The sequence below is a fragment of the Streptomyces sp. NBC_01471 genome, assembly GCF_041438865.1.
Taxonomy (GTDB): domain Bacteria; phylum Actinomycetota; class Actinomycetes; order Streptomycetales; family Streptomycetaceae; genus Streptomyces.
In genome coordinates this window covers 1,603,647-1,627,393 of the sequence record NZ_CP109450.1, presented here as the reverse complement: position 1 = coordinate 1,627,393, position 23,747 = coordinate 1,603,647, and the positions used below count along the sequence as shown (strand labels likewise).

22 protein-coding genes are annotated in these 23,747 nt (G+C 68.7%); 19 read left to right on the top strand and 3 right to left on the bottom strand.

The genetic code is table 11. The features are described 5' to 3' along the window. Positions 1-45 precede the first annotated feature (45 nt). The 5 genes from OG285_RS07190 to OG285_RS07170 all read left to right on the top strand — a co-directional run bounded on the left by OG285_RS07190 (position 46) and on the right by OG285_RS07170 (position 6,737). On the top strand, positions 46-816 hold the full coding sequence (locus OG285_RS07190; protein ID WP_356829989.1) for an NUDIX domain-containing protein: 771 nt from the start codon (positions 46-48) through the stop codon (positions 814-816). A gap of 100 nt (positions 817-916) precedes the next feature. Beyond that, entirely contained in the window at positions 917-2,836 is a 1,920-nt protein-coding gene (locus OG285_RS07185; protein ID WP_371790536.1) for an ATP-binding cassette domain-containing protein, read from the top strand. A 105-nt stretch (positions 2,837-2,941) separates the two neighbouring features. Beyond that, positions 2,942-3,883, top strand: a complete 942-nt coding sequence (locus tag OG285_RS07180) for a FadR/GntR family transcriptional regulator (protein ID WP_371790535.1) — start codon at positions 2,942-2,944, stop codon at positions 3,881-3,883. A gap of 330 nt (positions 3,884-4,213) precedes the next feature. Continuing rightward, complete coding sequence (locus OG285_RS07175; RefSeq protein ID WP_356829995.1) at positions 4,214-5,761, top strand: RNA polymerase sigma factor; 1,548 nt, start codon at positions 4,214-4,216, stop codon at positions 5,759-5,761. 148 nt (positions 5,762-5,909) lie between these two features. Further along, a complete protein-coding gene (locus OG285_RS07170; RefSeq protein WP_356829997.1) occupies positions 5,910-6,737 on the top strand; it encodes a serine protease in 828 nt (275 codons plus the stop codon). A 222-nt stretch (positions 6,738-6,959) separates the two neighbouring features. Here OG285_RS07170 and OG285_RS07165 read toward each other — a convergent pair whose 3' ends face one another. Continuing rightward, positions 6,960-7,190: a hypothetical protein gene (locus tag OG285_RS07165; RefSeq protein WP_356829999.1), complete on the bottom strand. Its 231-nt coding sequence runs from the start codon at positions 7,188-7,190 to the stop codon at positions 6,960-6,962. 432 nt (positions 7,191-7,622) lie between these two features. Between OG285_RS07165 and OG285_RS07160 the strand changes: the two genes are divergently transcribed. The 6 genes from OG285_RS07160 (at position 7,623) to OG285_RS07135 (ending at position 14,401) form a co-directional block, all read left to right on the top strand. Next, positions 7,623-9,743 (top strand): DNA topoisomerase IV subunit B, encoded by a 2,121-nt coding sequence (locus OG285_RS07160; protein ID WP_356830001.1) that lies wholly within the window; start codon positions 7,623-7,625, stop codon positions 9,741-9,743. A 149-nt stretch (positions 9,744-9,892) separates the two neighbouring features. Then, positions 9,893-10,381, top strand: a complete 489-nt coding sequence (locus OG285_RS07155) for a DUF1453 domain-containing protein (protein WP_356830003.1) — start codon at positions 9,893-9,895, stop codon at positions 10,379-10,381. A gap of 29 nt (positions 10,382-10,410) precedes the next feature. Continuing rightward, complete coding sequence (locus OG285_RS07150; protein ID WP_356830005.1) at positions 10,411-11,559, top strand: histidine kinase; 1,149 nt, start codon at positions 10,411-10,413, stop codon at positions 11,557-11,559. Next, positions 11,556-12,230, top strand: a complete 675-nt coding sequence (locus OG285_RS07145; RefSeq protein ID WP_356830007.1) for a response regulator transcription factor — start codon at positions 11,556-11,558, stop codon at positions 12,228-12,230. The genes OG285_RS07150 and OG285_RS07145 overlap by 4 nt, the downstream gene beginning before the upstream one ends. A gap of 96 nt (positions 12,231-12,326) precedes the next feature. After that, a complete protein-coding gene (locus OG285_RS07140; RefSeq protein ID WP_371790534.1) occupies positions 12,327-12,797 on the top strand; it encodes a DUF485 domain-containing protein in 471 nt (156 codons plus the stop codon). Between the two features lie 11 nt (positions 12,798-12,808). Continuing rightward, positions 12,809-14,401: a cation acetate symporter gene (locus OG285_RS07135; RefSeq protein WP_356830384.1), complete on the top strand. Its 1,593-nt coding sequence runs from the start codon at positions 12,809-12,811 to the stop codon at positions 14,399-14,401. Here OG285_RS07135 and OG285_RS07130 read toward each other — a convergent pair. Next, the gene (locus OG285_RS07130) at positions 14,375-15,097 is read right to left on the bottom strand and encodes a response regulator (protein ID WP_356830011.1); all 723 of its coding nucleotides are present in this window, start codon (positions 15,095-15,097) and stop codon (positions 14,375-14,377) included. The two genes, OG285_RS07135 and OG285_RS07130, sit on opposite strands and share 27 nt — an antisense overlap. A gap of 205 nt (positions 15,098-15,302) precedes the next feature. Between OG285_RS07130 and OG285_RS07125 the strand changes: the two genes are divergently transcribed. From OG285_RS07125 to OG285_RS07090, 8 genes are all read left to right on the top strand, one after another. Further along, positions 15,303-16,118 (top strand): ABC transporter ATP-binding protein, encoded by an 816-nt coding sequence (locus tag OG285_RS07125; RefSeq protein ID WP_356830013.1) that lies wholly within the window; start codon positions 15,303-15,305, stop codon positions 16,116-16,118. Continuing rightward, complete coding sequence (locus tag OG285_RS07120) at positions 16,108-17,013, top strand: ABC transporter permease (protein ID WP_371790533.1); 906 nt, start codon at positions 16,108-16,110, stop codon at positions 17,011-17,013. Before OG285_RS07125 ends, OG285_RS07120 begins: the two co-directional genes overlap by 11 nt. A 211-nt stretch (positions 17,014-17,224) precedes the next feature. Then, on the top strand, positions 17,225-18,256 hold the full coding sequence (locus tag OG285_RS07115) for an ABC transporter substrate-binding protein (protein WP_356830015.1): 1,032 nt from the start codon (positions 17,225-17,227) through the stop codon (positions 18,254-18,256). 379 nt (positions 18,257-18,635) lie between these two features. Beyond that, entirely contained in the window at positions 18,636-19,082 is a 447-nt protein-coding gene (locus OG285_RS07110) for a hypothetical protein (protein ID WP_371790532.1), read from the top strand. 394 nt (positions 19,083-19,476) lie between these two features. After that, positions 19,477-20,136: a TetR/AcrR family transcriptional regulator gene (locus tag OG285_RS07105; RefSeq protein WP_371790531.1), complete on the top strand. Its 660-nt coding sequence runs from the start codon at positions 19,477-19,479 to the stop codon at positions 20,134-20,136. Positions 20,137-20,332: 196 nt separating this feature from the next. Next, positions 20,333-20,551: a hypothetical protein gene (locus OG285_RS07100; RefSeq protein WP_371790530.1), complete on the top strand. Its 219-nt coding sequence runs from the start codon at positions 20,333-20,335 to the stop codon at positions 20,549-20,551. Positions 20,552-20,680: 129 nt separating this feature from the next. Beyond that, on the top strand, positions 20,681-21,184 hold the full coding sequence (locus tag OG285_RS07095; RefSeq protein WP_371790529.1) for a nucleoside deaminase: 504 nt from the start codon (positions 20,681-20,683) through the stop codon (positions 21,182-21,184). 311 nt (positions 21,185-21,495) lie between these two features. Beyond that, entirely contained in the window at positions 21,496-21,942 is a 447-nt protein-coding gene (locus OG285_RS07090; RefSeq protein WP_371790528.1) for an SRPBCC family protein, read from the top strand. Between the two features lie 121 nt (positions 21,943-22,063). Here the strand turns inward: OG285_RS07090 and OG285_RS07085 are convergent, their stop codons facing one another. Beyond that, on the bottom strand, positions 22,064-23,698 hold the full coding sequence (locus OG285_RS07085; protein ID WP_371790527.1) for an ATP-binding protein: 1,635 nt from the start codon (positions 23,696-23,698) through the stop codon (positions 22,064-22,066). Positions 23,699-23,747: the final 49 nt, after the last annotated feature.

The window sequence follows — 23,747 nt, the reverse complement described above, 5'->3', positions numbered from 1 at the left end:
GCCGAAGCGCGTGTTTATCGTCAGAGAGACGACTATGATCATGCCATGTCGCCCTACGACCCGTCGGCCTTTCCGCCCTTCGCTGTCACCGTCGATCTGGTCGTGCTCACGGTGCGCAGTCATGCGCTGTGCGCACTGGCTGTGCGCCGCGGAGAGGCGCCCTTCCAGGGCCGGTGGGCGCTGCCCGGCGGTTTCGTCAAGACGGATGAGGATCTCGGCGCAGCCGCTGCGCGGGAGTTGGCGGAGGAGACCGGGCTGTGTGCCCTCGATCCCTCGACCCCGGTCCCGGCTCCCGGCAACGGTGCGCATCTCGAACAGCTGGGCACCTACGGTGACCCGAAGCGTGACCCACGCATGAGGGTCGTCAGCGTGGCCCACCTGGCACTCGCCCCGGATCTGCCCGCGCCCCGTGCCGGTGGCGACGCCCACAGTGCCCGGTGGGCGCCCGTCGAAGTCCTCCTGGGCCAGGAGGGCGCAGTCGTCCGGGCTGCCGAGCCGCCCGAGCCCCTTGCCTTCGATCACGCGCGGATCCTCGCGGACGGTGTGGAGCGGGCCCGGTCGAAGATCGAATACTCCTCGCTGGCCACTGCCTTCTGCCCTCAGGAGTTCACGGTCGGTGAGCTCCGCCGGGTGTACGAGGCGGTATGGGGCGTGGTCCTCGATCCCCGTAATTTCCACCGCAAGGTCACCGGTACGCCGGGCTTCCTGGTTCCCTCGGGAGGCACCACGACCCGCCAGGGCGGTCGTCCCGCACAACTGTTCAGAGCGGGAGGCGCGACGCTGCTCAACCCCCCGATGCTCCGCCCCGAAGTGTGAGAACCACTGCCACGCTGCACCAAAAGTCCTAAATGTCGCGTTATCTTGCTTCGGTAGCCGCCCACGCCGCCCGGCGGCCCTGCTACCCGCGAGAGAAGCGATGCTCCAGGCCATCGGACTCACCAGCAACCCCCGCAAAGATGTGCCACCCGCGGTGGATGATTTGACCTTCGAGGCCGAAGCCGGCCAGATCACGGCACTGCTCGGCGCTCCGGGCGCCGGCAAGACCACCGCCCTGCGGCTGATGCTCGAACTGGACCGGGGTCGTGGCATCACCTACTTCCGTGGTCTTCCGCTGCATCGGATCGCCCGCCCGGCCGCCGAAGTGGGTGCGCTGCTCGGTGATGTGCCGGGGAACCCCGTGCGAACCGTGCGTGGGCAACTGCGCATGCTCTGTGCTGCGACGGGGGTGCCGGTCTCCCGCGCCGACGAATTGCTCGAAGGTATGGATCTCGAGAGCCTCGCCGATCAGCGGCTGGGCACGCTCTCCCACGGAATGGACCGCAGGCTCGGCCTCGCGGTCGCCCTGCTCGCCGATCCGCAGACGCTTGTCCTGGACGACCCGGCTGAAGGGCTCTCGCCGCGGGACAGCAGCTGGCTCTTCGGGCTGCTTCGCGACCATGCGGCCCAGGGCGGCACCGTTCTGTACACCACAAGCGACCCCAAGGCGGCGGCCCGCACGGCGGACCATGTCGTCACCATCGACGCCGGACGGCTCGCGGCGGACCAGAGTGGAGCCGAGTTCGCCCGCACCCGGCTCCGCCCCCGGGTTGCCGTACGCACACCCCACACGGCACGCCTTGCCGGACTGCTCGGCCGGGAGGCGCGCGAGGGACACCGCTCCGTGGAAGTCGTGGCTGAGAGCGGCAGCAGGCTCTCCGTCTACGGAAGCAGTTGCGCCGAGGTCGGCGAGACCGCGTTCCGGCACGGAGTTCTGATCCATCAGCTCGCCGACGAAACCGGCGACATGGGCCCGTCCGGCGAGACCGGCGCCCTGGTTCCCGGCGCGGTCGGCTCCGAACCCTTTGATCCCGGGCCTTCCGCGCCTCAACCCGTCCACCCGGAAGTGCCCGGCCCGGATGGTTCCCCCCGCGGCGCATCGGATCAGGATCACGGACCCTTCGACTCTGTGGGTTCTGCTGCTGACGCCCCCGTACCCGCGGCCCGATCCGCGCTTCCGGAGCTCCAGTCCCTGATCGCGGCGCGATCCGAACTCTCCGAACGGCAGCCGATGATCACTCCCCTCCCGGCCAGGGGGCCGATCAGGCCGCTCCGTTACGAGTTGCGCCGAGTCTTCGGCGTCCGGACGACGCTTCTCGTCGTAAGCGCTATCGTCGCCGTCTCCATCGTCCTGTCCGTCGTGCTCGCCAGGACCGGGCAGGCGCCGCTCTCTCATTCGCTGATGGCGTGGCCTGCGCTCCTTCCCCTGCCGCCCGCAGCCTTCGCGGCCGGGCTGCTCGGAGCTCTCGCGTTCGGTGACGAATTCCGCTACCCGACGCTGGCTGTGGGTCGTGGCGGTGTCCCGAGGCGGTTCGGCCTGCTCGTCGCCAAGCTCGCCGTATCGGGTGCGACGGCCCTCCTGCTGGCCCTGATCACGGCCGCGGCCGATGCCGGGGCCCTCCGCCTCGTGTACGGGGGCGACTTGGGCGACCTCCCGCAGAATTGGCTGTCCCTGGTGGTGGGTTGGTCGGGGCTGGCCATCGGCTGCGCCTGGGCGGGGCTGCTGGGTGCCGGTGTCTTCAGGAGTACGACAGCGGGGCTGGCCGCCGTACTCTCGGTCCCGGTCGCCGTAGTGCCGCTGGTGCAGGCCGCACTGGCGGCACCGGCCGCCCGCTCGGTCGCGGGGCTCCCCGGCAGGCTCCGTGAACTCGCGTGGGGCTGGCCCCACGAGGCGGACCGCTGGCTGATCGCTGGTCTCCGGCTCCTGTCGCAGCCTGTCGGCGTGGCCCTCTCGGTGTCGCTCGGGGCCCTGCTCTGCGCATATCTGCTCACCGGCCTTCGAGGCAGGGCCCGTTGGTGATCATCCAGGCCCGCTTGGCTGCGCCTTGCAGGCAACTCCTGGGAGTATGCCCGGTTCTTTCCGATAAGGCGTCAATTGCGGGGAGGTCGGTGATCACCCTTTCGTGTGCTTTTCACCAAAGACCTCAAGGGGGGCCCTGGGCGCGCCGACAAAGGATGCGTGACTACCCTTGCGCACTCCATGATGACCAACGCCCGCTCCGCCGAGTCCGGCCTCGCAGGCTCGGGTGAACTCGACCGCTATCCGTACGCAGAGGCACCCGGTGCCGGCCGCGCCGGAGCTCCTTCCTGGAACGGCGGCGATGCCGAACTGGGAAGGGCGGGCCGGCGGGCGACGGGCAGCCGTGGCCGCGGTCTGCACGGCCAGCTGGTTCAGCAGCTCGGCCAGATGATTGTCTCCGGCGACCTCGGTGCCGACCGCCCGCTGGTTCCCGAGGAGATCGGTCAGCGTTTCGAGGTGTCCCGCACGGTGGTGCGGGAGTCGTTGCGTGTTCTTGAGGCCAAGGGTCTGGTCAGTGCCCGTCCCAATGTGGGGACCCGCGTCCGCCCGGTCAGTGACTGGAATCTGCTGGACCCGGACATCATCGAATGGCGTGCATTCGGGCCGCAGCGGGACGACCAGCGACGGGAGCTGAGCGAGCTGCGCTGGACGATCGAGCCGCTGGCCGCGCGCCTGGCCGCGGGGCATGGGCGTGAGGACATGCAGCAGCGTCTCGCGGACATGGTCGAGATCATGAGCCACGCTCTGGCTCAGGGTGATTCGGTGACTTTCTCCCGCGCCGATGCCGAGTTCCATGCCCTGCTGATCCAGCTCGCGGGCAACCGCATGCTGGAGCACCTCTCGGGCATCGTCTCGGGCGCCCTCCAGGTCTCCGGTGGCCCTGTCACGGGGTGTGACCGTCCCACCGAGATCTCTCTCGTCCATCACGCGCGGATCGCTGACGCGCTCGCCGCGAACGACCCGCAGGCCGCGGAGGCGGCCATGCGTCAACTGCTGACCGTCCACCCGGAGGTGGAGCGCGTCGTTCCCGCGCCGCGCGTGCATTGAGCGCCCGGCGCAGCCGGGAAGCGGGCGTGAACCCGGTGCCGCCGGATCCCCGGGGGGTCCGGCGGCATAATTGTGGGTATGCGTCCATTGGGGAGCCGTATGTCGCGAATAGGGTGTGACTCGGGCCACGCGGATTGGGCGTAACACTCTTTGAGGCAGCGCGATGACCTAAGAGGTGGTAGCCGAAGAGGGAATGCAGGCGTCGTTGGCGGCGCTGTACAGCTCCGAAGCTCAGCCCGCGCCGTCGGTCATCCCCAGCCGGCGGTCGTCGGTTCCAGGCCCGTCAAGGGCGGAGCCGGAAGCCGTTTCCATCGTTTCGAGAGGTTGTTCGTGTCGGCCAGCACATCCCGTACTCTCCCGCCGGAGATCGCCGAGTCCGAGTCTGTCATGGCGCTCATCGAGCGGGGAAAGGCTGATGGGCAGATCGCCGGCGACGATGTACGCCGGGCCTTCGAGGCTGACCAGATTCCGGCCACCCAGTGGAAGAACGTTCTGCGCAGCCTCAACCAGATCCTCGAGGAAGAGGGTGTGACTCTGATGGTCAGTGCCGCGGAGTCGCCGAAGCGCCCCCGCAAGAGCGTCGCAGCGAAGAGCCCGGTGAAGCGCACCGCCACCAGGACTGTCGCGGTCAAGACGACCGCGTCGAGGACCGTGGCGGCCGCTGCCGCTCCTTCTGCCGACAGTGTGGACGCTGTGGCTGACGATGCCGAGCCCGCGAAGAAGGCTGCTGCCAAGAAGACGGCTGCCAAGAAGACCGCCGCGAAGAAGACGGCAGTCAAGAAGACCGCGGCCAAGAAGACCGCCTCCAAGAAGGATGCCGACGAGCTCCACGACGGCGACGAGGCCGCCGAGGAGACCCCGGTCGCCAAGTCCGGCGAGGAGGAGGAAGAGGGCGGCGAGGCCAAGGGCTTCGTTCTCTCCGACGACGACGAGGACGACGCGCCCGCGCAGCAGGTCGCCGTTGCCGGTGCCACCGCGGACCCCGTCAAGGACTATCTGAAGCAGATCGGCAAGGTCCCGCTCCTCAACGCGGAGCAGGAGGTGGAGCTCGCCAAGCGCATCGAGGCCGGGCTCTTCGCCGAGGACAAGCTGGCCAACGCCGACAAGCTCGCGCCGAAACTCAAGCGTGAGCTGGAGATCATCGCGGAGGACGGCCGCCGGGCGAAGAACCACCTGCTCGAGGCCAACCTCCGTCTGGTGGTCTCGCTCGCCAAGCGCTACACGGGCCGCGGCATGCTCTTCCTGGACCTGATCCAGGAAGGCAACCTCGGTCTGATCCGCGCGGTCGAGAAGTTCGACTACACCAAGGGCTACAAGTTCTCCACGTACGCCACCTGGTGGATCCGTCAGGCGATCACCCGCGCCATGGCCGACCAGGCCCGCACCATCCGTATCCCGGTGCACATGGTTGAGGTCATCAACAAGCTCGCGCGCGTACAGCGCCAGATGCTCCAGGACCTGGGCCGCGAGCCCACCCCGGAGGAGCTGGCCAAGGAGCTCGACATGACCCCTGAGAAGGTCATCGAGGTCCAGAAGTACGGCCGTGAGCCGATCTCCCTGCACACTCCGCTGGGCGAGGACGGTGACAGCGAGTTCGGTGACCTCATCGAGGACTCCGAGGCGGTCGTCCCGGCCGACGCGGTCAGCTTCACGCTCCTCCAGGAGCAGCTGCACTCGGTCCTGGACACGCTCTCCGAGCGTGAGGCGGGCGTGGTCTCCATGCGCTTCGGTCTCACCGACGGCCAGCCGAAGACGCTGGACGAGATCGGCAAGGTCTATGGCGTGACGCGTGAGCGTATTCGCCAGATCGAGTCGAAGACCATGTCGAAGCTGCGACACCCGTCGCGTTCGCAGGTGCTGCGCGACTACCTCGACTAGTCCGTCCGCCGCAGGATGCGCCGAAGCGGGTCCGTATCTCTCCGTAACGAGGGGTGCGGGCCCGCTTCGCGTTCCCGGTGTGGGTGTACGTGCCACGAGACTGGTTCACTCTGAGTGAGACAAGTTCACTGGAGAGTCAGGAAGTCGTATGTGTCGTCCTATCGTCCGAGCACTGACAGGCGTGCTGGCGCTGGCCGCGACAGCACTGCCGCTGGGCGCGCCCGTGCCCGCCTCCGCCGCGGAAAGGGCGGTGATCGGCGGTCAGGGGGTATCCGTGACGGACAGCCCCTGGGTGGTCGCCGTGTCCAGCCGTGAGCGCTTCGGGGCGAGCCGGGCGGGCCAGTTCTGCGGGGGAGTGGTCGTGTCGCCGCGGGAGGTTGTTACGGCGGCCCACTGTCTGAGTCAGGAAGTCCTCGGGGCCTCGCTGGGCCAAGTGCATGACCTGTCGGTCGTCGCGGGCCGCAGTGACCTGCGTACGTCGGCCGGCCGGGAGATCCACGTGCAGTCCACCTGGACCGACCCGCGGTACGACCGGGTGAGCAATGCGGCAGATCTCGCCGTGCTGACGCTTTCCCGGGCACTGCCCAGCTCGTACGCGATCAGGATCGCCGATCCGCATGACCCGGCGGAGGAGCCCGGTACGGACGCGACCGTCTACGGCTGGGGCGATACGGCCGGTACGGGGGACTACCCCTCCGGGCTGCATGCGACCCGGGTCTCGGTACTGCCTGACGCGCAGTGCGCGTCCGCGTACCCGGGGTCGTCGAGCGGTACTTTCCAGGCGGAGACCATGCTCTGCGCCGGTGAGCCCCAGGGTGGGCATGATGCGTGTCAGGGCGACAGCGGGGGGCCGCTCGTTGCTCGGGGGCGGCTCATCGGACTGGTCTCGTGGGGTGCGGGCTGCGGCCGGGCGAAGAGCCCGGGTGTCTACACGCGGATGTCCGCGATGGCGCAGGCTGTGGCGTCGCACAGCTGACGGGGGCCGACAGTGGCCGTTGCCGGGCGCTGGCCGGTCCCGCGCCGGACACGCCGACTAGGCGACCTTGGCGTCTCATGTGACGCGTCAGAGGCCCGCTGAAGCCCTCGGGGTCGTTGCCTCGTCCGGGCATGAGAACGGGCGGCCTCTCCTGTGGGTGCAGGCGGGGCCGCCCGTCGACCGGGCTGATACCGGTCCTTGGCTCGTCGTGGGTGCGAGGTGTCAGCGGTCCTCTTCTTCGGAATGGTTCGGGACGGCCGTCAGGCGATCCGTCTCATCCTGGATGTCCGCGGCGATCTTCTTGAGTTCTGGCTCGAACTTGCGACCATGGTGGGCGCAGAAGAGCAGTTCGCCACCGCTGGTGAGGACAACGCGCAGGTATGCCTGGGCGCCGCACCGGTCGCAGCGGTCAGCGGCCGTCAGCTGGCTCGCGGGGGTCAGAACAGTAGTCACGTCGCCTCTTCTCTAGCTCGACGAGCTGTCGTACCAGGGTCAACATCCAACCAGGCCCAAAACGTTCCCGCTCGTGGCTTTTCCTTGAAACTTTTTGTCAAGGTGGCTGTCTGATGCCGATTGGCGGCGAATAAGCCGTATTGCGGTGGCTTTACGGTTTCGCGTTGCTTGTCATCGGTTGATCCTCCCGGCTGGCTGCCGGTTGTTGATGAGGACGTGCCCGGAGCCTAAATGGTTCATGCCTGGAAGGGAACGTGATGTGTGCTTCACTCCATCCAGCTATCGAACAGATGTACGGTGCTGGTTTGGCGCCCGTCTCTTCTAGGGTGGCGTAACAACGGCTCTACCAGGGCTCGATAGGCTCTGACGGGCGACCGACGCCCGGGCCTTACCCATTGGGCCCCAAAATAAATTCAGCGAGGAGCGAACCGCGTGACCGCCGATACGTCCGTGCCTTCCACTGCGCTGCTGAGCGGTGCAGACCGTGACGGCTCCAACTACACCGCGCGGCACCTGCTCGTACTCGAAGGGCTCGAAGCGGTCCGCAAGCGGCCCGGCATGTACATCGGGTCCACCGACAGCCGCGGTCTGATGCACTGCCTCTGGGAGATCATCGACAACTCGGTCGACGAGGCTCTTGGTGGCTACTGCGACCACATCGATGTGACCCTCCATGAGGACGGCTCCGTCGAGGTCAGGGACAACGGCCGGGGGATTCCGGTCGACGTCGAGCCCAAGACCGGGCTCTCGGGCGTCGAGGTCGTGATGACCAAGCTGCACGCGGGCGGGAAGTTCGGCGGCGGCTCGTACGCGGCCTCCGGCGGGCTGCACGGCGTCGGCGCCTCCGTCGTCAACGCCCTCTCCGCCCGGCTGGACGTCGAGGTCGACCGTGGCAGCGCCACCCACTCGATCAGCTTCCGCCGCGGCGTTCCCGGGATCTTCACCGAGGCGGGGCCCGACAGCCCCTTCGACCCGGCCAACGGGCTGCTCAAGGGCAAGCGCGTACCCAAGGCCAGGACGGGCACCCGGGTCCGGTACTGGGCGGACCGCCAGATCTTCCTCAAGGACGCCAAGCTCTCCCTGGACCACCTGTACCAGCGGGCCCGCCAGACGGCGTTCCTGGTACCCGGTCTGACTCTCGTGGTGCGCGACGAGCGCGGCCTCGACGGTGCGGGGAAGACCGAGGAGACGTTCCGCTTCGACGGGGGGATCAGCGAATTCTGTGAATACCTCGCTCAGGACAAGGCCGTCTGCGACGTACAGCGGCTCTCCGGGCAGGGCACCTTCAAGGAGACCGTCCCGGTCCTGGACGATCGCGGCCACATGACCCCGACCGAGGTCACCCGCGAGCTGGGCGTGGACATCGCGCTTCGCTGGGGCACCGGCTACGACACCACGGTCAGGTCCTTCGTCAACATCATCGCGACGCCCAAGGGCGGCACGCATGTGTCGGGCTTCGAGCGCTCGCTGACCAGGACGGTCAACGAGGTGCTCCGCTCGGCGAAGCTCCTGCGGGTCGCAGAGGACGACGTGGTGAAGGACGACGCGCTGGAAGGGCTGACCGCTGTGGTCACCGTGCGCCTCGCCGAGCCGCAGTTCGAGGGCCAGACCAAGGAGGTGCTCGGTACCTCTGCGGCCAACCGGATCGTTTCCAACGTCGTCGCCAAGGAGCTCAAGGCCTTCCTGACCTCCACCAAGCGCGATTCCAAGGCGCAGGCCCGTGCGGTGCTGGAAAAGGCCGTCGCCGCGGCCCGTACCCGGATCGCGGCTCGCCAGCACAAGGACGCCCAGCGCCGCAAGACCGCTCTGGAGTCGTCGTCCCTGCCGGCCAAGCTCGCCGACTGCCGCAGTGACGACGTCGGGCGCAGCGAGCTCTTCATCGTCGAGGGGGACTCCGCGCTCGGTACTGCCAAGCTCGCCCGGAACTCCGAATTCCAGGCGCTGCTGCCCATCCGGGGCAAGATCCTCAATGTCCAGAAGGCGTCAGTCTCGGACATGCTGAAGAACGCCGAGTGCGGCGCCATCATCCAGGTCATAGGAGCGGGCTCCGGGCGGACCTTCGACATCGACGCGGCGCGGTACGGCAAGATCGTGCTGCTGGTCGACGCCGATGTCGACGGCGCGCACATCCGCATCCTGCTTCTGACGCTCTTCCAGCGGTACATGCGGCCGATGGTGGAGGCGGGCCGGGTCTTCGCCGCGGTACCGCCGCTGCACCGGATCGAGCTGGTTCAGCCCAAGAAGGGCCAGGACAAGTACGTCTACACCTACTCCGACAACGAGCTGCGGCAGAAGCTGCTGGAGTTCCAGCGCAAGAACGTCCGTTTCAAGGACTCGATCCAGCGCTACAAGGGGCTGGGCGAGATGGACGCCGATCAGCTGGCGGAGACCACCATGGACCCGCGGTTCCGTACGCTGCGGCGGATCAACATCGGCGACCTGGAGTCGTCCGAGCAGGTCTTCGACCTGCTGATGGGCAACGAGGTCGCGCCCCGCAAGGAGTTCATCACCAGCTCGGCCGCGACGCTGGACCGCTCACGGATCGACGCCTGAGCCACCGAGTGGGCGGCTCCACCGAGGGGCTCTCCACCCCTGGGTGGAGCCGCAAGCTCCACCCAGGGTCCACCTCTGCTCCGATCTGCTGACCCGCGCGTTTCCGTAGCGTCGAAGGCGTCAACCTTCCTCGCTCGCCGGAGGCATTCATGTCAGCGTCCACACTCACCGATGTCGCGGTGGCTGTCGCAGTCGTCGCCCTGGTGCTCGTGCGGCAGTTCCGCCCCCAGCAGGTCGATCACGACAGACGCTGGTGGCTGCTGCCCGCCATCCTGGTCTTCGTCGCTCTGCGTCAGCACGGCCTGCTTGACGCGCATCACCCCGCTCTGTCCGTCCTGGTGATCGGGGCCGAGCTGGTGGCCGGGCTGCTCATGGGTGCGGGCTGGGCCTGGACGACCAAGGTGTGGAACGAGCCGGACGGGTCGGTCTGGACCAGGGGTACGAAGGCCACGGCGGCTGTCTGGATCGTGGGGCTGATCGTGCGGTTCGGCGTGGCGGGTCTTGGCGCGCTGGCCGGAGTGAGCCTCGGGAGCGGGGCGATGCTGCTCGCGCTGGCGTCCTCCTTGCTCGTACGGGCCGGGGTGCTCGCATGGCGGGCTGGGCGAATACACCCGTCGTACGGTGTCACTGCCGTCTGATTGCCCGGAGGGGCGAGGAAGGACCGCGTATGACGCCCGGTGCCTGGACGAGCTGGCCCTCCCGGGAAGCCCTTTCCCGGGCGGGTGTGACCGGCGCGCGGCGTTCGCTCGGCTGGACTGTTCGGCTCGTCGCCCTGGGCGCCCTGTTGTGGAGTGCCTTCGCGAAGATCGGCGAAGACGCCTGGGCGCTGGCCGCCGCGGTAACCGGCATCGGGGTCTGCGTCGCAGCGGCCTGGGCCTTCTACCGGGCCAGCCTCGAACACCGTCTGTGGCCTTCCGTGGCCTTGCTCGCAGTTCTGCTGGGTGCTGCCATGCTGGCTCAGCAGGCGGGATTCTCCGGTCCGGCTGCTGTCCTCTGGTGCGGTTGCGCTGTCACCGCATTGGAGCGGCTGCCGCTCGCGGCGGCCCTGCCCTGTACGGCGGCGGCCCTCGGCGCCTATGCCCTGCTCAGCGACGACCAGCGGCTGACGATCGCGGTGACCACCGCCGGGCTGGCTCTGGTCGGATATGTAATGCGGCTCGACGCGGAGGCCAGGGGCAGTGCTCAGCGGTTGCTGGCACAGGAAAGGGCAGCACGGGCGGCCGAGGCGGAGTCCGCGGCGCTGGCGGAGCGCTCCCGCATCGCCCGGGAGATCCACGATGTTCTCGCCCACAGCCTTTCCGCGCAGATGGTGCATCTGGAGGCGGCCAGGCTGCTGATCGAGCGCGACGCGGGACGGGACCAGATCCTGGAGCGGGTGGTGGCGGCGCGCGGGATGGCCCGGGAGGGGCTCGTCGAGACCCGGCAGGCGCTCTCGGCGCTGCGTGGTGAGATGACACCGGTTGAGGAGTTCCTGGAGGAGGTGGCGGGCAGCTCGCGGCTCGCTGTGACGGGGGACCGCAGGCCGCTGCCTGCCGAGGCCTCGCAGACCGTAAGGCGGGTGGCGCAGGAGGCGATGACGAATGTGCGCAAGCACGCTCCGGGCGCCGAGGTCCGGCTGCGTCTGGAGTACTTGCCGGACGAAATCGCTCTGGAAGTAAGGGACTCGGGCCCCGGGGAACCGGTTGGTGAACTCGCTGTCACTGGCTCGGGATACGGTTTGGCCGGAATGCGGGAGCGTGCCGAGCTGCTCGGCGGGACGCTGGAGGCTGGGCCGGACGAGGAGGGCTTCTTGGTACGGCTGAGGGTGCCGGCATGACGGCACGGGTGGTCGTGGCCGACGACCAGTCCGTTGTGCGTGAGGGCATCGTGATGCTGCTGGGGCTGCTGCCCGGGATCGAGGTCGTGGGTGCGGCGAAGGACGGTCTGGAGGCCGTCGCACTGGTCGGTGAACACGCCCCCGACGTGGTCCTGATGGATCTGCGGATGCCCCGCTGCGACGGGGTGGAGGCGACTCGTCGTATCCGCGAGCAGTATCCGTCCACCCAGGTCGTGGTTCTCACCACGTTCTCCGACGACGACTCGCTCTTTCCCGCCCTCCAGGCCGGGGCGCGCGGGTATCTCACCAAGGACGCGGGTGGCGAGGAGATCGTCCGGGCCATCGAGGACGTCATGGCCGGGCAGGCCGGGCTCTCGCCGAGCGTGCAGCGGCTGCTCGTCGAGCGGGTCACCGCACCGCCCGCGCCGGCCCCTCGGACCGCGGTCGAGCTGCCCGACGGCCTCACTCCCCGGGAGGCCGAGATCCTGGCGCTCATCGCGGAGGGGCTCTCCAACGCGGAGATCTCCCGCGCACTGCACATCTCGCCGGCCACCGTGAAGACGCACATCAACAATCTCTTCGCCAAGGCCGGGATCCGCGACCGGGCGCAGGCCGTGCGGTATGCCTACCGGCACGGTCTTGCCCTGCCGCCGGGCACGTCCATCACCTGAAGGGGTGAAGAGGGGGCGATAAGGGTTCGGAAGCCCTCCGAAGTACCCATCCTTGGGCACGCGGCCAAGCGGTCGCGCACAGGGAGAGGGTGTTCGGTGGAGAAGGACGACGGGCTCGACGCCGCTGAGGTGCGGTTGGACGACCCCTGGTACGACGCGTTGGCCTCCGGCTGGGGCGAGTTGGACGGCACTGGTACCCCCGCCGCCGTACCAGCCCAGGGAGGCCCGGAGCGGGGACGCAGCGCGGCCGACATCTATCTGGAAGTACAGAGCAGTGCGGCATTCCAGGAAGTGCGAAGCCGCTACCGGAGGTTCGTCGTCCCCGCTGTGTGCGCGTTCTTCGCCTGGTACCTCGCGTACGTCGTCATGGCCACGGCCGCACCGGGGTTCATGGCGCGCCCGGTGGCCGGAGCGGTGAACGTGGCGATGCTGGCGGGGCTCGGTCAGTTCCTCTCCACTTTCCTGCTCACCTGGGCCTACACCCGTCACGCGCGGCTCCGCAGGGACCGGGCGGCGCTCGACCTCCGCTGGGACACACAGGAACTGACGCGAGGGATCAGCCGTTGAGCAGCCACACGATCACCACGCAGCACCAGACCCTGGCGCTGTTGCTGTTCGGCGTCTTCGTCGCGGCCACTCTCGCGATCACCACCTGGGTGAGCCGCAACCGGCATGGTTCCGCAGAGGAGTTCTACGTCGGCGGGCGTCTCTTCTCCCCGATGGAGAACGGTTTCGCCATCGCAGGCGACTACATGTCGGCGGCATCCTTCCTCGGTATCTCCGGGCTGATCGCCCTCTTCGGCTACGACGGCATGCTCTACTCGGTCGGCTTTCTCGTCGCCTGGCTGGTCGTTCTGCTTCTGGTGGCCGAACTGGTGCGCAACTGCGGACGGTTCACGCTGGCCGACGTCGTGGCGGCCCGGATGAGTGAGCATCCGGTCCGGATCGCGGTGGGCTCGTCATCCGTCACGGTGTCGGTGCTCTACCTGGTGGCGCAGATGGTCGGCGCCGGAAGCCTCGTCTCGCTCCTGCTGGGCGGCAACAGTGGCGCGGCCCAGGCCTGGGCCGTGATCGGTGTCGGCGCGCTGATGGTGATCTATGTGACGCTCGGCGGGATGCGGGCCACCACCTGGATCCAGATCGTGAAGGCCGTCCTGCTGATGACGGGTTCGATCCTGCTCACGGTGCTCGTCATGGTGCGCTTCCACGGGGACTTCAACCAGCTGCTCACGTCCGCCGCCCACCGCAGTGGCCACGGGGCGAAGTTCCTGGCGCCCGGGCTCAAGTACGGCGGGGACTGGACCTCCCGCATCGACTTCATCAGTCTCGGGCTGGCTCTGGTCCTCGGGACGGCCGGACTTCCGCACATCCTGTCGCGCTTCTACACCGTGCCCACAGCCCGTGCCGCCCGCCGCTCCGTCGTCTGGTCGATCGGGCTCATCGGCGGCTTCTACCTGATGACGATCGTGCTCGGCTTCGGTGCGGCCGCGCTCGTCGGGTCCGAACAGGTACGGGCGTCGAATCCGGCGGGGAACACCGCGGTACCGCTGCTCGCGCTGGAGATCGGCGGGGGAGCGGGGTCCACCGGAGGGACGGTGCTCTTCGCCGTGGTCGCCGCAGTCGCCTTCGCCACCATCCTCGCCGTCGTCGCGGGCATCACGCTGGCCTCGTCGGCCTCCGTCGCCCACGACCTCTACGCGACCCTCAGGCGCCGCAGTGCCAAGCAGCACAGCGAGGTGGCCGTCGCCCGTGTCGCGGCAGCCGGGATCGGCGCCGTGGCCATCGGGCTCAGCCTGCTGGCGAAGGACCTGAACGTCGCTTTCCTGGTGGGGCTGGCCTTCGCCGTCGCGGCGTCGGCGAATCTCCCGGTGCTGCTCTTCTCGCTGTTCTGGCGGAACTTCACCACACGCGGCGCGGTCTGGTCGGTGTACGGAGGGCTCATCCCCGCGGTTGTCCTGGTGGTCCTCTCGCCGGTCGTGTCCGGGAGCCCCACCTCGCTCTTCCCCGGCATGGACTTCCAGTTCTTCCCCCTGGAGAATCCGGGGCTGCTCTCCATTCCTCTCGGCTTCCTCGCGGGATGGCTCGGTACGGTCACCTCGTCCGAGCCGCCGGACGCCGCCCGGCACGCCGAGACGGAGGTGCGGTCACTGACCGGTGCCGGGGCCGTCTGATCCGGGCGCGGCCCAGGCGTAGCGATGCTCGGGACGCCCCGTGTCGCCGTACTTGAGGGTCAGCCTGAGCCGCCCCGTCTGCTCCAGCTGACGCAGGTACCGCTGGGCCGTGGATCGGCTCAGCCCCGTCCTGGCCGCCACCTGATGGGCCGAAAGCGGCTGCCGGGCGCCGGTCAGGACCTCGCGGATCAGGTCGGATGTCGGTACGGAGTGCCCGCTGGGCAGCCCTGAGGACGCCGAGGGCCCGGTGGTCCGCAGCGCGCCGAAGATCCGGTCGACCTGTTCCTGCCCCGCGCTCTGCCCGCTGCCTCCGACGCGGCTCACGGTGCGCCGCAGCGCCGCATAGCCCTCCAGCCGGGATCGCAGCACCGAGAAGGCGAACGGCTTGACCAGATAGTGCAGGGCGCCATGGCGCATGGCGTCCTGCACGGTGGCCACGTCGCCCGCCGCCGTAACCATGATCACGTCGGTGTGGTGGCCCAGTTCCCGCATCCGCCGGACCAGTGAGAGACCCGTCTCGTCAGGCAGGTAGTGGTCGAGCAGGACCAGATCGATGCGTTCACGCCCCAGGGCGGCCATGGCCTGGGCAGCGCTGTGCGCCCGGGCCGCGACGCGGAATCCGGGAACTTTGCCCACGTACGCAGCGTTGATCTCAGCGACACGGAAGTCGTCATCGACCACCAGGACTTCAATCATCGGGCCGCTCTCTGTCCATACCGGCTCTGTCCATACGGCTCTGTCCGTACCGGACCGGCTCTGTCCGTACCGGTCTGAGTCGTTCTTGTTAACCACGTAGTTGTAGCGCGCGCAAAACGAGCACAACAGTCTCTTGCAGGCAGAAGACTGCCTTGCGCCCACAAGCCTGCCGCTGTGCTGTGTGCCACATCTACGGTCCCGGTTCATGAGCACAGACATGAGCCCCGCCATTGAGCTGCGAGGCGCCAGCAAGGTGTTCCGCACCCCGTCGGGGGTGCCGCACACCGCCGTGCGGGAGTTGGATCTCACCGTCGGGCGCGGTGAGTTCGTCGCCGTCGTCGGCCCCACAGGCTGCGGCAAATCGACCACGCTGACCTTGGTCAGCGGCCTGGAGGAGCCCACCGAGGGCGAGGTGCTGGTGGCCGGCGAACCGGTTCGCGGCATCGGCGACAAGGTCGGATTCGTCTTCCAGCAGGACGCCGTCTTCCCCTGGCGGACGGTCCTGTCCAATGTGATGGCGGGTCCGCGTTTCCGCGGCGCGACGAAGGCCGAGGCCAAGGAGAAGGCCCGCGAGTGGCTGGCCCGCGTCGGCCTCTCCTCCTTCGAGGACCGCTATCCCCACCAGCTCTCCGGGGGCCAGCGCAAGCGGGTCGCGCTCGCCGCGACCTTTGTCAACGACCCCGAGATCCTGCTGATGGACGAGCCCTTCTCCGCGCTCGACGTCCAGACCCGGGCGCTGATGTCCGACGAACTCCTCGAACTCTGCGCGGGCACCGGGACGTCGGTCGTCTTCGTCACCCATGACCTGGAGGAGTCCATCGCGCTCGCCGACCGGGTGGTGGTGATGACGGCGGGCCCGGCGACCGTCAAACAGGTCTTCGACATCGACCTGCCCAGGCCTCGCAAGGTCGAGGCTGTGCGGCTCGAGCCCCGGTTCGTCGAGATCTACCGGGAGATCTGGTCCTCGCTGGGCGAGGAAGTCCGTATCACCCGTGAGCGAGGTGCCGCCGATGCCGCCTGAGACCGAGCCCATGCCGGGCGCCGCCACCACCGCCCTGTCGTCCGCCGGCCCGGTGGCCACCCCCGACAAGAGGACCGGCCGGACCGAGGAGCGCCGGCGGGCCGCCCGCAACCGCCGTGCCGTGGTGTACGTGAGCCGCGTGCTGCTGCTGATCGCCGTGGTCGCTCTCTGGGAGATCCTGGCCCGCGCCAAGGTCATCGACCCCTTCAACTTCTCGATGCCGTCCAAGATCTGGGACCAGATACGGGAGTGGGCGCTGCATGGCACCGCTCAGGGATCCCTCTGGGAACAGATCTGGTACACGATGTACGAGGCGCTGCTCGGCTGGGTCATCGGTGTGATCACCGGTGTGGTCCTGGGCATCACCCTTGGCCGCATCCGTTTCCTCTCCGATGTGCTCGGCCCGTACATCAAGGTCCTCAACGCCATTCCGCGTATCGTGCTGGCGCCGGTCTTCCTCATCTGGTTCGGACTCGGCCCCGCCTCGAAGGTCGCCTCCGCCGTCGTGCTGGTCTTTTTCCCCGTCTTCTTCAACGCCTTCCAGGGGGCCAGGGAAGTCGACCGCAATCTGGTGGCCAACGCCCGGATCCTCGGGGCGAGCAACCGGCGCGTCACCTTCCAGGTAGTGATCCCCTCCGCCACCTCCTGGATCTTCACCAGCCTTCATGTCAGCTTCGGCTTCGCGCTCATCGGCGCGATCGTCGGCGAGTACATCGGCGCGACCAAAGGCCTGGGACTGCTGGTCTCCGCCTCCCAGGGCACCTTCAACGCCGCTGGCGTGTATGCGGCGATGGTGATCCTCGCGGTCGTCGCGCTGATCACCGAAGGACTGCTGACCTTCGCCGAGCGGCGGCTGTTCAGGTGGCGTCCGGTCGAAGCCGGCAGCGAGCGCTGACGGCGCGGCGCCAACGGGTGCCTGCGGATCCGGTATTTCCCGGACCCGGCCCCCCGGATTCGGCGCCCCTCCGGAGCCGGTACCTCAGCCCCGGACCTTCCGGCAATTCAGCACAAGGCAATTCGCCACAAGTCAATTCGGTAGAGGGCAATTCGGTAGAGGGAAATTCCGCACCAAGCGGTTCCGTACGAATCACAGGGACGTGATGAACATGCGCACCATCAGCAGAGTGTCGGCAGTCGCGGTGACAGGTGTGCTGGCGCTGACCGCGCTCACCGGCTGTGGCGGCGACTCCCCGGGTGAGGGCAAGAATGCCAACAAGATCAAGATCATGGTGGGTGGCCTGGACAAGGTCATCTACCTGCCCGCGATGCTCACCCAGCGGCTCGGATACTTCAAGGACGAGGGCCTCGACGTCTCGCTGCTGACCGAACCCGCGGGTGTCCAGGCCGAAACCGCGCTGGTCTCCGGGGATGTCCAGGGCACGGTCGGCTTCTACGACCACACGCTGGATCTCCAGTCCAAGGGCAAGCACGTGGAGTCAGTGGTTCAGTTCTCCCATGCGCCCGGCGAGGTCGAAGTGGTCTCCAACAAGGCCGCCGGGTCTCTCACCGGGCCCAAGGACTTCAAGGGCAAGAAGCTGGGTGTCACCGGCCTCGGTTCGTCCACCGACTTCCTCACCAAGTATCTGGCGGTACGCGGGGGTGGCCGGAGCAGCGACTTCACACCCGTGGCGGTGGGTGCGGGGCAGACGTTCATCGCCGCCCTGAAACAGGGCTCGATCCAGGGCGGGATGACGACCGACCCGACGGTCGCGAACATCATCGACCAGAAGCTCGGCAAGGTCCTCATCGACATGCGCACCCCCGAGGGCTCGCAGGCGGCGCTCGGGGGCCCCTATCCCTCGTCCAGCCTCTACATGAACGCCGACTGGGTGGACGGCCACAAGCCGGCGGTGCAGAAGCTGGTCAACGCGTTGGTGAAGACCCTGAAATGGATGTCGTCGCACTCGCCCGAGGAAATCGCGGCGAAGATGCCGGCCGACTACGCACAGGGCGGCAAGGGCCTCTACGCAGAGTCGATCAAGGCGACACTGCCGATGTTCACCAAGGACGGTGTGATGCCGGCCAACGGCCCCGAGACGGTGGAGAAGGTGCTCAAGGCGTTCAACCCCAACCTCAAGAACACCGCGGTGGACCTGTCCAAGACGTACACCACGGAGTTCGCGAAGAAGGCCCGGTAGGGCCTTGTCCGGAGGTGCGATCAGGCGGCCGGGAAAGGGCTGGAGGCCGTCGTGTCCGGGCCGGTGGTGTGCAGGCGACCGTGACACGCCGGGGAGGTGAGGCCCATGAACGCTGTATCGATGGGGGTGTCCCCCTTCCCGTCATGGCCGGGCGGTTGACGTAGGTGTCGCCGGGAGCGCCTCGACAACAGGGCACCCCCGAAGGGCAACACCTGTGCGTTCTCTGCAGTTCACCGCCGAGTCGTCGTCGAGGGCATGGTCGTACGCGACTTCCTCGTGGGCGATGCCCCGGCGTCCTCCGGTCCCCGGCCTCCGATGCGACCGGTCGCGCGCCCCTCGTGCTGGGCACGGCGGCGGAAACCACAAGAAGCACCCGGCGATGGCGGGCCGGGCGCAGCTCGCCGAGCCCGAGTGCCGGGCGACCCTGGACGCCCTCCACGAACGTCCGGGGGCCGGCGCCGACGGGGCGGTCGGTTTCTGGGGCATCAACATGGGCACCTGGGGGTTCAACATGGGCACCGTCACCGGCGTCCCGCTGGTGGCGATCGAACCCAGAATCAAGGCCGCGGTCTTCGGCCGGCTCCGGCCCGATGCCCTGGCCGAGAGGGCGAAGCGGATCACCATCCCGATCGAGTCCGACATGCGGTGGGACGACGAGCACATCTCGCGTGAGGAAGGTCTTGCGCTGTTCGACGCCTTCGCCTCGAAGGAGAAGTCGTTGCACGTGAACTCGGGCCAGCACAAGGAGCTGCCCCGGTTCGGGGCCGACAGCGCGGTCCGGTTCTTCACCAGGTGCCTCGGCAGCGAGGTCACCTCGCCGGCCTGACGTGCGCGGTTGCGGCGTCCGGCTTGACGGCCGGGCGCCGCAACCGCGCACCCGGGTTGAGGCTGCGTATCCGGATGACGGAACCGGATGGGCGGAGACCCTCCATCAGCGCGGTGAACATGCCGGTGTCGCGCCCCTGGGCAAAGTCATGGCCGTCTGACGGGCCCCGAACTCCTCGCATGACGCCAGCCATTGACCAGCCCCTCAGACCCTGGGTGTGCGCTGGGTGTGCCCTGGGTGTGTCCTGAAGGTGCCTCAGAACGGCGTCGTCCGGCCGCCCGGCGGGATGATCCGGTGTGCGCGATCGCGAGGCGGAGTAACGATCCGGCTTGGCAGATCCGGGGACCCGAAAATACTAACGCTGTTAGATAATCCAACGCTGCGAGGAGTTCGGGTGGGGAAGCGGGAAGACGTGTGTCTGCGGACGTTCGCCGAGATCCTGGAGAGCGCCGGCCGGATGGCGGAGGCGAAGGGCTGGCAGGCCGTGACGATCCGGCGGATCGCCGCCGGGATCGGCTACAGCGCGCCAGTGATCTACCAGCACTTCCCGAGCAAAGAGGCCGTACTGCGAAAGCCGTTGGAGCAGGTCAATGCCGACCTGCTGGAGCGGATGCGGACCGCCGTGGACGGCGAACCGGCGTCGCGGGGACCACACCTGGCGGCAGCCGCGTACCTGGAGTTCGCTCGATTGCGGCCGGGTCTGTACCAGCTCGTGTCGGGCGGGTCCGGCACGGACGTCGATGCCTCGACCCGCCGCGCGGCCGCCGCGGAAGTGCTCGCCTTCACACGGCAGATCATCCGCGCGTGGGCGGCTGAGACCGGAGCCGAACCGCCCTGTATCGAGGACGCCAGCGACCTGCTGTGGGGCGCGCTGCACGGTCTCGCCGGCATCGGGTCGATCGAGGACGTCGGATTCGACCGTGCCCTGCACCTGGCCGAACAGGCGGTGTCGGCCCTGCTCGGCTACTGGTCCGGCCCGCCCGCGAACCCCCAGGAGCGCCGCCCGACGTCAACCGTCCGCCCGTCCCGTCCGACCGTAAGAGGAGAGAAATGATCTACCACCACAACCGTTTCTCCTTCAAGAGGACCGCTGCCACCGAGTAGCGCGAGGAGGCACTCGCCGGCCTGCGCAACCAGGGCGAGTCGATGGACGCAGTCGTGCGGTACGTCGTCGGCAGGGATGTCGGCGGCGAGTTCGAGTACGGCGCCGTGTTCGTTCTTGAGGACCTCGACGGTACGGGGAGTACCTGATGGCGCCCTCGCACGCCCACACCGACCGGATCGGCCTGCCGCTGGTCGAGACCTTCGTCTCCTACGACACCACCGACAGCGACGACCCCGGCATCGCGCAGAAGATCGCCGAGCTTCACCCGCGTCGCTGTACGGGCGACCCGGTCCTCACCGAGCTGGTGGCCGCTCTCCCTTCCTACAGCGGCAGCAGCGCTCCGGTCAGCGGCCCGCACAGCTAGTGCCGGGGCAGGCCGTGTCCGCAAGACCCCGCCCGGCTCACGACGCCGGGTGAGCTGCGGCCGATACCCTCCAGACCAAGATCCAGACCAAGATCCAGATCCGGTTGACGACCCTGAGGAGATTCCCGTATGGCCGCCGTCCAGCATCCCGCCCAGACCGCCTCCGCCACCGACCTCCAGCACCTGCACACCGCTGTCACGGTCGCTCAGCGCGCCCGCGCCGCCGGTAACCACCCCTTCGGTGCGGTGCTCGCAGGCCCCGACGGCACGGTCCTGCTGGAGGCGGAGAACACCGTCACGACCGAACGGGACGCCACCGGTCACGCCGAGACCAACCTGGTGCGCCTGTCCACCGCCGCACACGACGCGGAGTTCCTGCGTACCTGCACGCTCTATACGAGCACCGAGCCCTGTGCGATGTGTTCGGGCGCGATCTACTGGTCCAACATCGGCCGTGTCGTCTACGCCCTGGGTGAGGACCAGTTGCTCGCCATGACCGGAGCCGACCCGGAGAACCCCACGATGGCCCTTCCCTGCCGTGACGTCTTCGCAGCGGGCCAGCGCGACGTACCGGTCGTGGGACCGGTCGACATGGACGGTGCCCGAGCCGTCCACGAGGGCTTCTGGAACTGACCCCGTCCGGGGAGTCGGGCCGGGCCGGGCGCGTGGCTGTGAGCGCCCCGGCCCGGTGCCTCCGCACACCGCACACCGCACCCGACGGGGGGAAGGACTGCGGCGCTGACGGTGGCATCGCCATCAGGCCCGTGAGACCTCCGTCGGCACCACCAACTACGCTGCTCGAAGCCGCGATCCCGTGTTCGGGATCCGAGGCCGAGCCTCGGCTGTGTGCGGCTCGGAACGGCCTCTGGAGGTTGATCGATGCGTCTTGCCGATGGTCCGCACGTCGAGTGTCAAATCGAGATCGCCGCTGCACCGGAGCAGGTGTGGGAGCTCGTGTCGGACATCGCGACCTCGGCCGCCACAGCCCGGAGCTCCAGGAAGTGACGTGGCTGGACGGTGCCGAAGGCCCGGCCGTCGGCGCGTGTTTCTCCGGCCGCAACCGCAATGAAGTGCTGGGGGAGTGGCACACCGTCAGCCGCATCACGGAGATGGAGGAGCCGCGCACCTTCCAGTGGGAGGTCGTCTACACCGACGACCGGCGGGGCGGCGATCCGCTGGCCATATGGACGTACACGCTGGAGGCGGTCACGGGAGGGTCCGGCACCCGTCTTCAGCACGGCATGCGGATCGGAACTGCCCGCGGCCCGATGCACGACTTCGTCGAGAAGCACCCGGAGAAGGAGAAGGAGATCATCGCCAGTCGGCTCGACCTGCTGCGCAATGGCATCGAGGCGACGCTGGCCGGTGTGAAGGCGGAGGCTGAGGCGTAGCCGGGGCCGGCGACCAGAGTCCTTCGCCCGAGGGGCAGGAGCGCACCGGACATGCCCGGCGCGCTCCTGCCCGCCGTCGTCCGTGCCGGTGTGCGCTGCCCGGTCGTCAGCCCGACGGTCGTCAGACCGCTGTCTCCCGCGCCGCTGTCCGCTGCCCGGTCAGCGCCTCAGGGAGTAGGACGGTGAACTCGGCGCCGCCGTCCGCACCGGAGCCGACCCGGGCGCTGCCGCCCTGCCGCTCGGCGAGTCTGCGCACCAGCGGCAACCCCAGGCCACGCTTCCCGTGCGCGGGCGGCTTCTTGGTCGACCAGCCCTCCGTGAAGATCAGCTCATGCTGCTCCTGCGGTATCCCCCCGCCGCTGTCGCAGACCCGCAGGACGGCCGTGTGACCCTCGGTGACCAGCTCGACCTCCACCCGCGCACCGGCCGAACCGGACACCGCGTCCAGGGCGTTGTCCACCAGATTGCCCACGATCGTCACCAGACCCTGCGGGTCGACCAGCCGGTCGGGCAGCAGCGTTTCCGGGGTGAGGTGCAGAGCGACCCCGCGTTCGGCCGCCACGGTGGCCTTGCCGACCAGCAGAGCGGCGAGCAGCGGATCGTGGATCTTCTCGGTGACCTGCTCGGCAGTGGTGCGGTGCGCCCCGACCACCTCGGCGATGAACTCCGCGGCCTCGTCGTGCATCTCCAGTTCGAGGAGGCCGAGCAGGGTGTGCATCCGGTTGGCGTGCTCGTGGTCCTGGGCGCGCAGTGCGTCGATCAGCCCACGGGTGGAGTCGAGTTCACGGCCCAGCCGCTCCAGCTCGGTCCGGTCGCGGAGGGTGGCCACGGCGCCCCCGTCGTCGGTGGGCATCCGGTTGGTGACCAGGACGCGGCGGCCGCGGACCGCCAGCAGGTCCTCGCCCGTGACCCGGCCCGCCAGCACATCGGTGGTGCGCCCCGCGCCCAGCGCTTCGGTGAGGGGGAGCCCGATGATCTCGGGGCCGAGGTCCAGCAGCCGCTGGGCCTCGTCGTTCATGAGCCGTATCCGGCCGGCGCCGTCCAGCGCGACGACGCCCTCGCGGATGCCGTGCAGCATCGCCTCGCGCTCGGCGAGCAGCGCCGAGATGTCGGAGAACGCAAGGTCGTGAGTCTGCCGCTGGAGCCGTCGCGAGATCAGATACGCGGCCAGCGCCCCGGCCGCCAGTGCCCCGCCGGCGTACGCGAGAAGCCCCGGGATCGCCGAGAGCAGATGCGCGCGCACGCTCTCGTATCTGATGCCGACCGACACCGCGCCGACGATCCGGTGGTGGCTGTCGCGCAGCGGGACCTTGCCCCGGGCGGACCGGCCGAGGGTGCCGCTGTCGATCTGCATGACCTCGTGGCCGGACAGCGGGGCCTCGGCGCTGGTCGACACGGGACGGCCGATCTCGGAGCGCGTGGTGTGCGACCACCGGATCCCGCGCGCGTCCATGACCACGATGTACTCGGCGTGGGTCGCACGCCGGATGCGTTCGGCCTCGGCCTGGACGGGGCCGGCGGGCGTCGGCCGCGAGGCGAGGAGCTCCGCCGCCAGCCGGGGCGAGGCGGTGGTCTCGGCGATCGCGAGGGCACGGCGCATGGCCTGGTCGTCCAACTGCGCACCGAGGGGGCGCAGGAAGAGACCGGTGGCCACGACCAGCACTCCGCCGGCGATGGTCAGCTGCATCAGCAGCACCTGGGAGAAAACCCGTCGGGGCAGTCCGATGCGACGTTTCCAGGGCTGTCCGGTGTTCATGTGGCAGAACGGTAGAGGGCCGGAGGAGCTGCCGGAAGTTCCCCACAGT

Bases quoted from the DNA above. Each gene is read 5' to 3' on its own strand.
- OG285_RS07190 (WP_356829989.1), top strand. From the start codon at position 46: ATGTCGCCCTACGACCCGTCGGCCTTTCCGCCCTTCGCTGTCACCGTC.
- OG285_RS07150 (WP_356830005.1), top strand. From the start codon at position 10,411: ATGACGCCCGGTGCCTGGACGAGCTGGCCCTCCCGGGAAGCCCTTTCC.
- OG285_RS07115 (WP_356830015.1), top strand. From the start codon at position 17,225: ATGCGCACCATCAGCAGAGTGTCGGCAGTCGCGGTGACAGGTGTGCTG.
- OG285_RS07145 (WP_356830007.1), top strand. From the start codon at position 11,556: ATGACGGCACGGGTGGTCGTGGCCGACGACCAGTCCGTTGTGCGTGAG.
- OG285_RS07125 (WP_356830013.1), top strand. From the start codon at position 15,303: ATGAGCACAGACATGAGCCCCGCCATTGAGCTGCGAGGCGCCAGCAAG.
- OG285_RS07095 (WP_371790529.1), top strand. From the start codon at position 20,681: ATGGCCGCCGTCCAGCATCCCGCCCAGACCGCCTCCGCCACCGACCTC.
- OG285_RS07130 (WP_356830011.1), bottom strand. From the start codon at position 15,097: ATGATTGAAGTCCTGGTGGTCGATGACGACTTCCGTGTCGCTGAGATC.
- OG285_RS07120 (WP_371790533.1), top strand. From the start codon at position 16,108: ATGCCGCCTGAGACCGAGCCCATGCCGGGCGCCGCCACCACCGCCCTG.
- OG285_RS07155 (WP_356830003.1), top strand. From the start codon at position 9,893: ATGTCAGCGTCCACACTCACCGATGTCGCGGTGGCTGTCGCAGTCGTC.
- OG285_RS07110 (WP_371790532.1), top strand. From the start codon at position 18,636: ATGGCGGGCCGGGCGCAGCTCGCCGAGCCCGAGTGCCGGGCGACCCTG.
- OG285_RS07185 (WP_371790536.1), top strand. From the start codon at position 917: ATGCTCCAGGCCATCGGACTCACCAGCAACCCCCGCAAAGATGTGCCA.
- OG285_RS07100 (WP_371790530.1), top strand. From the start codon at position 20,333: ATGGCGCCCTCGCACGCCCACACCGACCGGATCGGCCTGCCGCTGGTC.
- OG285_RS07085 (WP_371790527.1), bottom strand. From the start codon at position 23,698: ATGAACACCGGACAGCCCTGGAAACGTCGCATCGGACTGCCCCGACGG.
- OG285_RS07170 (WP_356829997.1), top strand. From the start codon at position 5,910: ATGTGTCGTCCTATCGTCCGAGCACTGACAGGCGTGCTGGCGCTGGCC.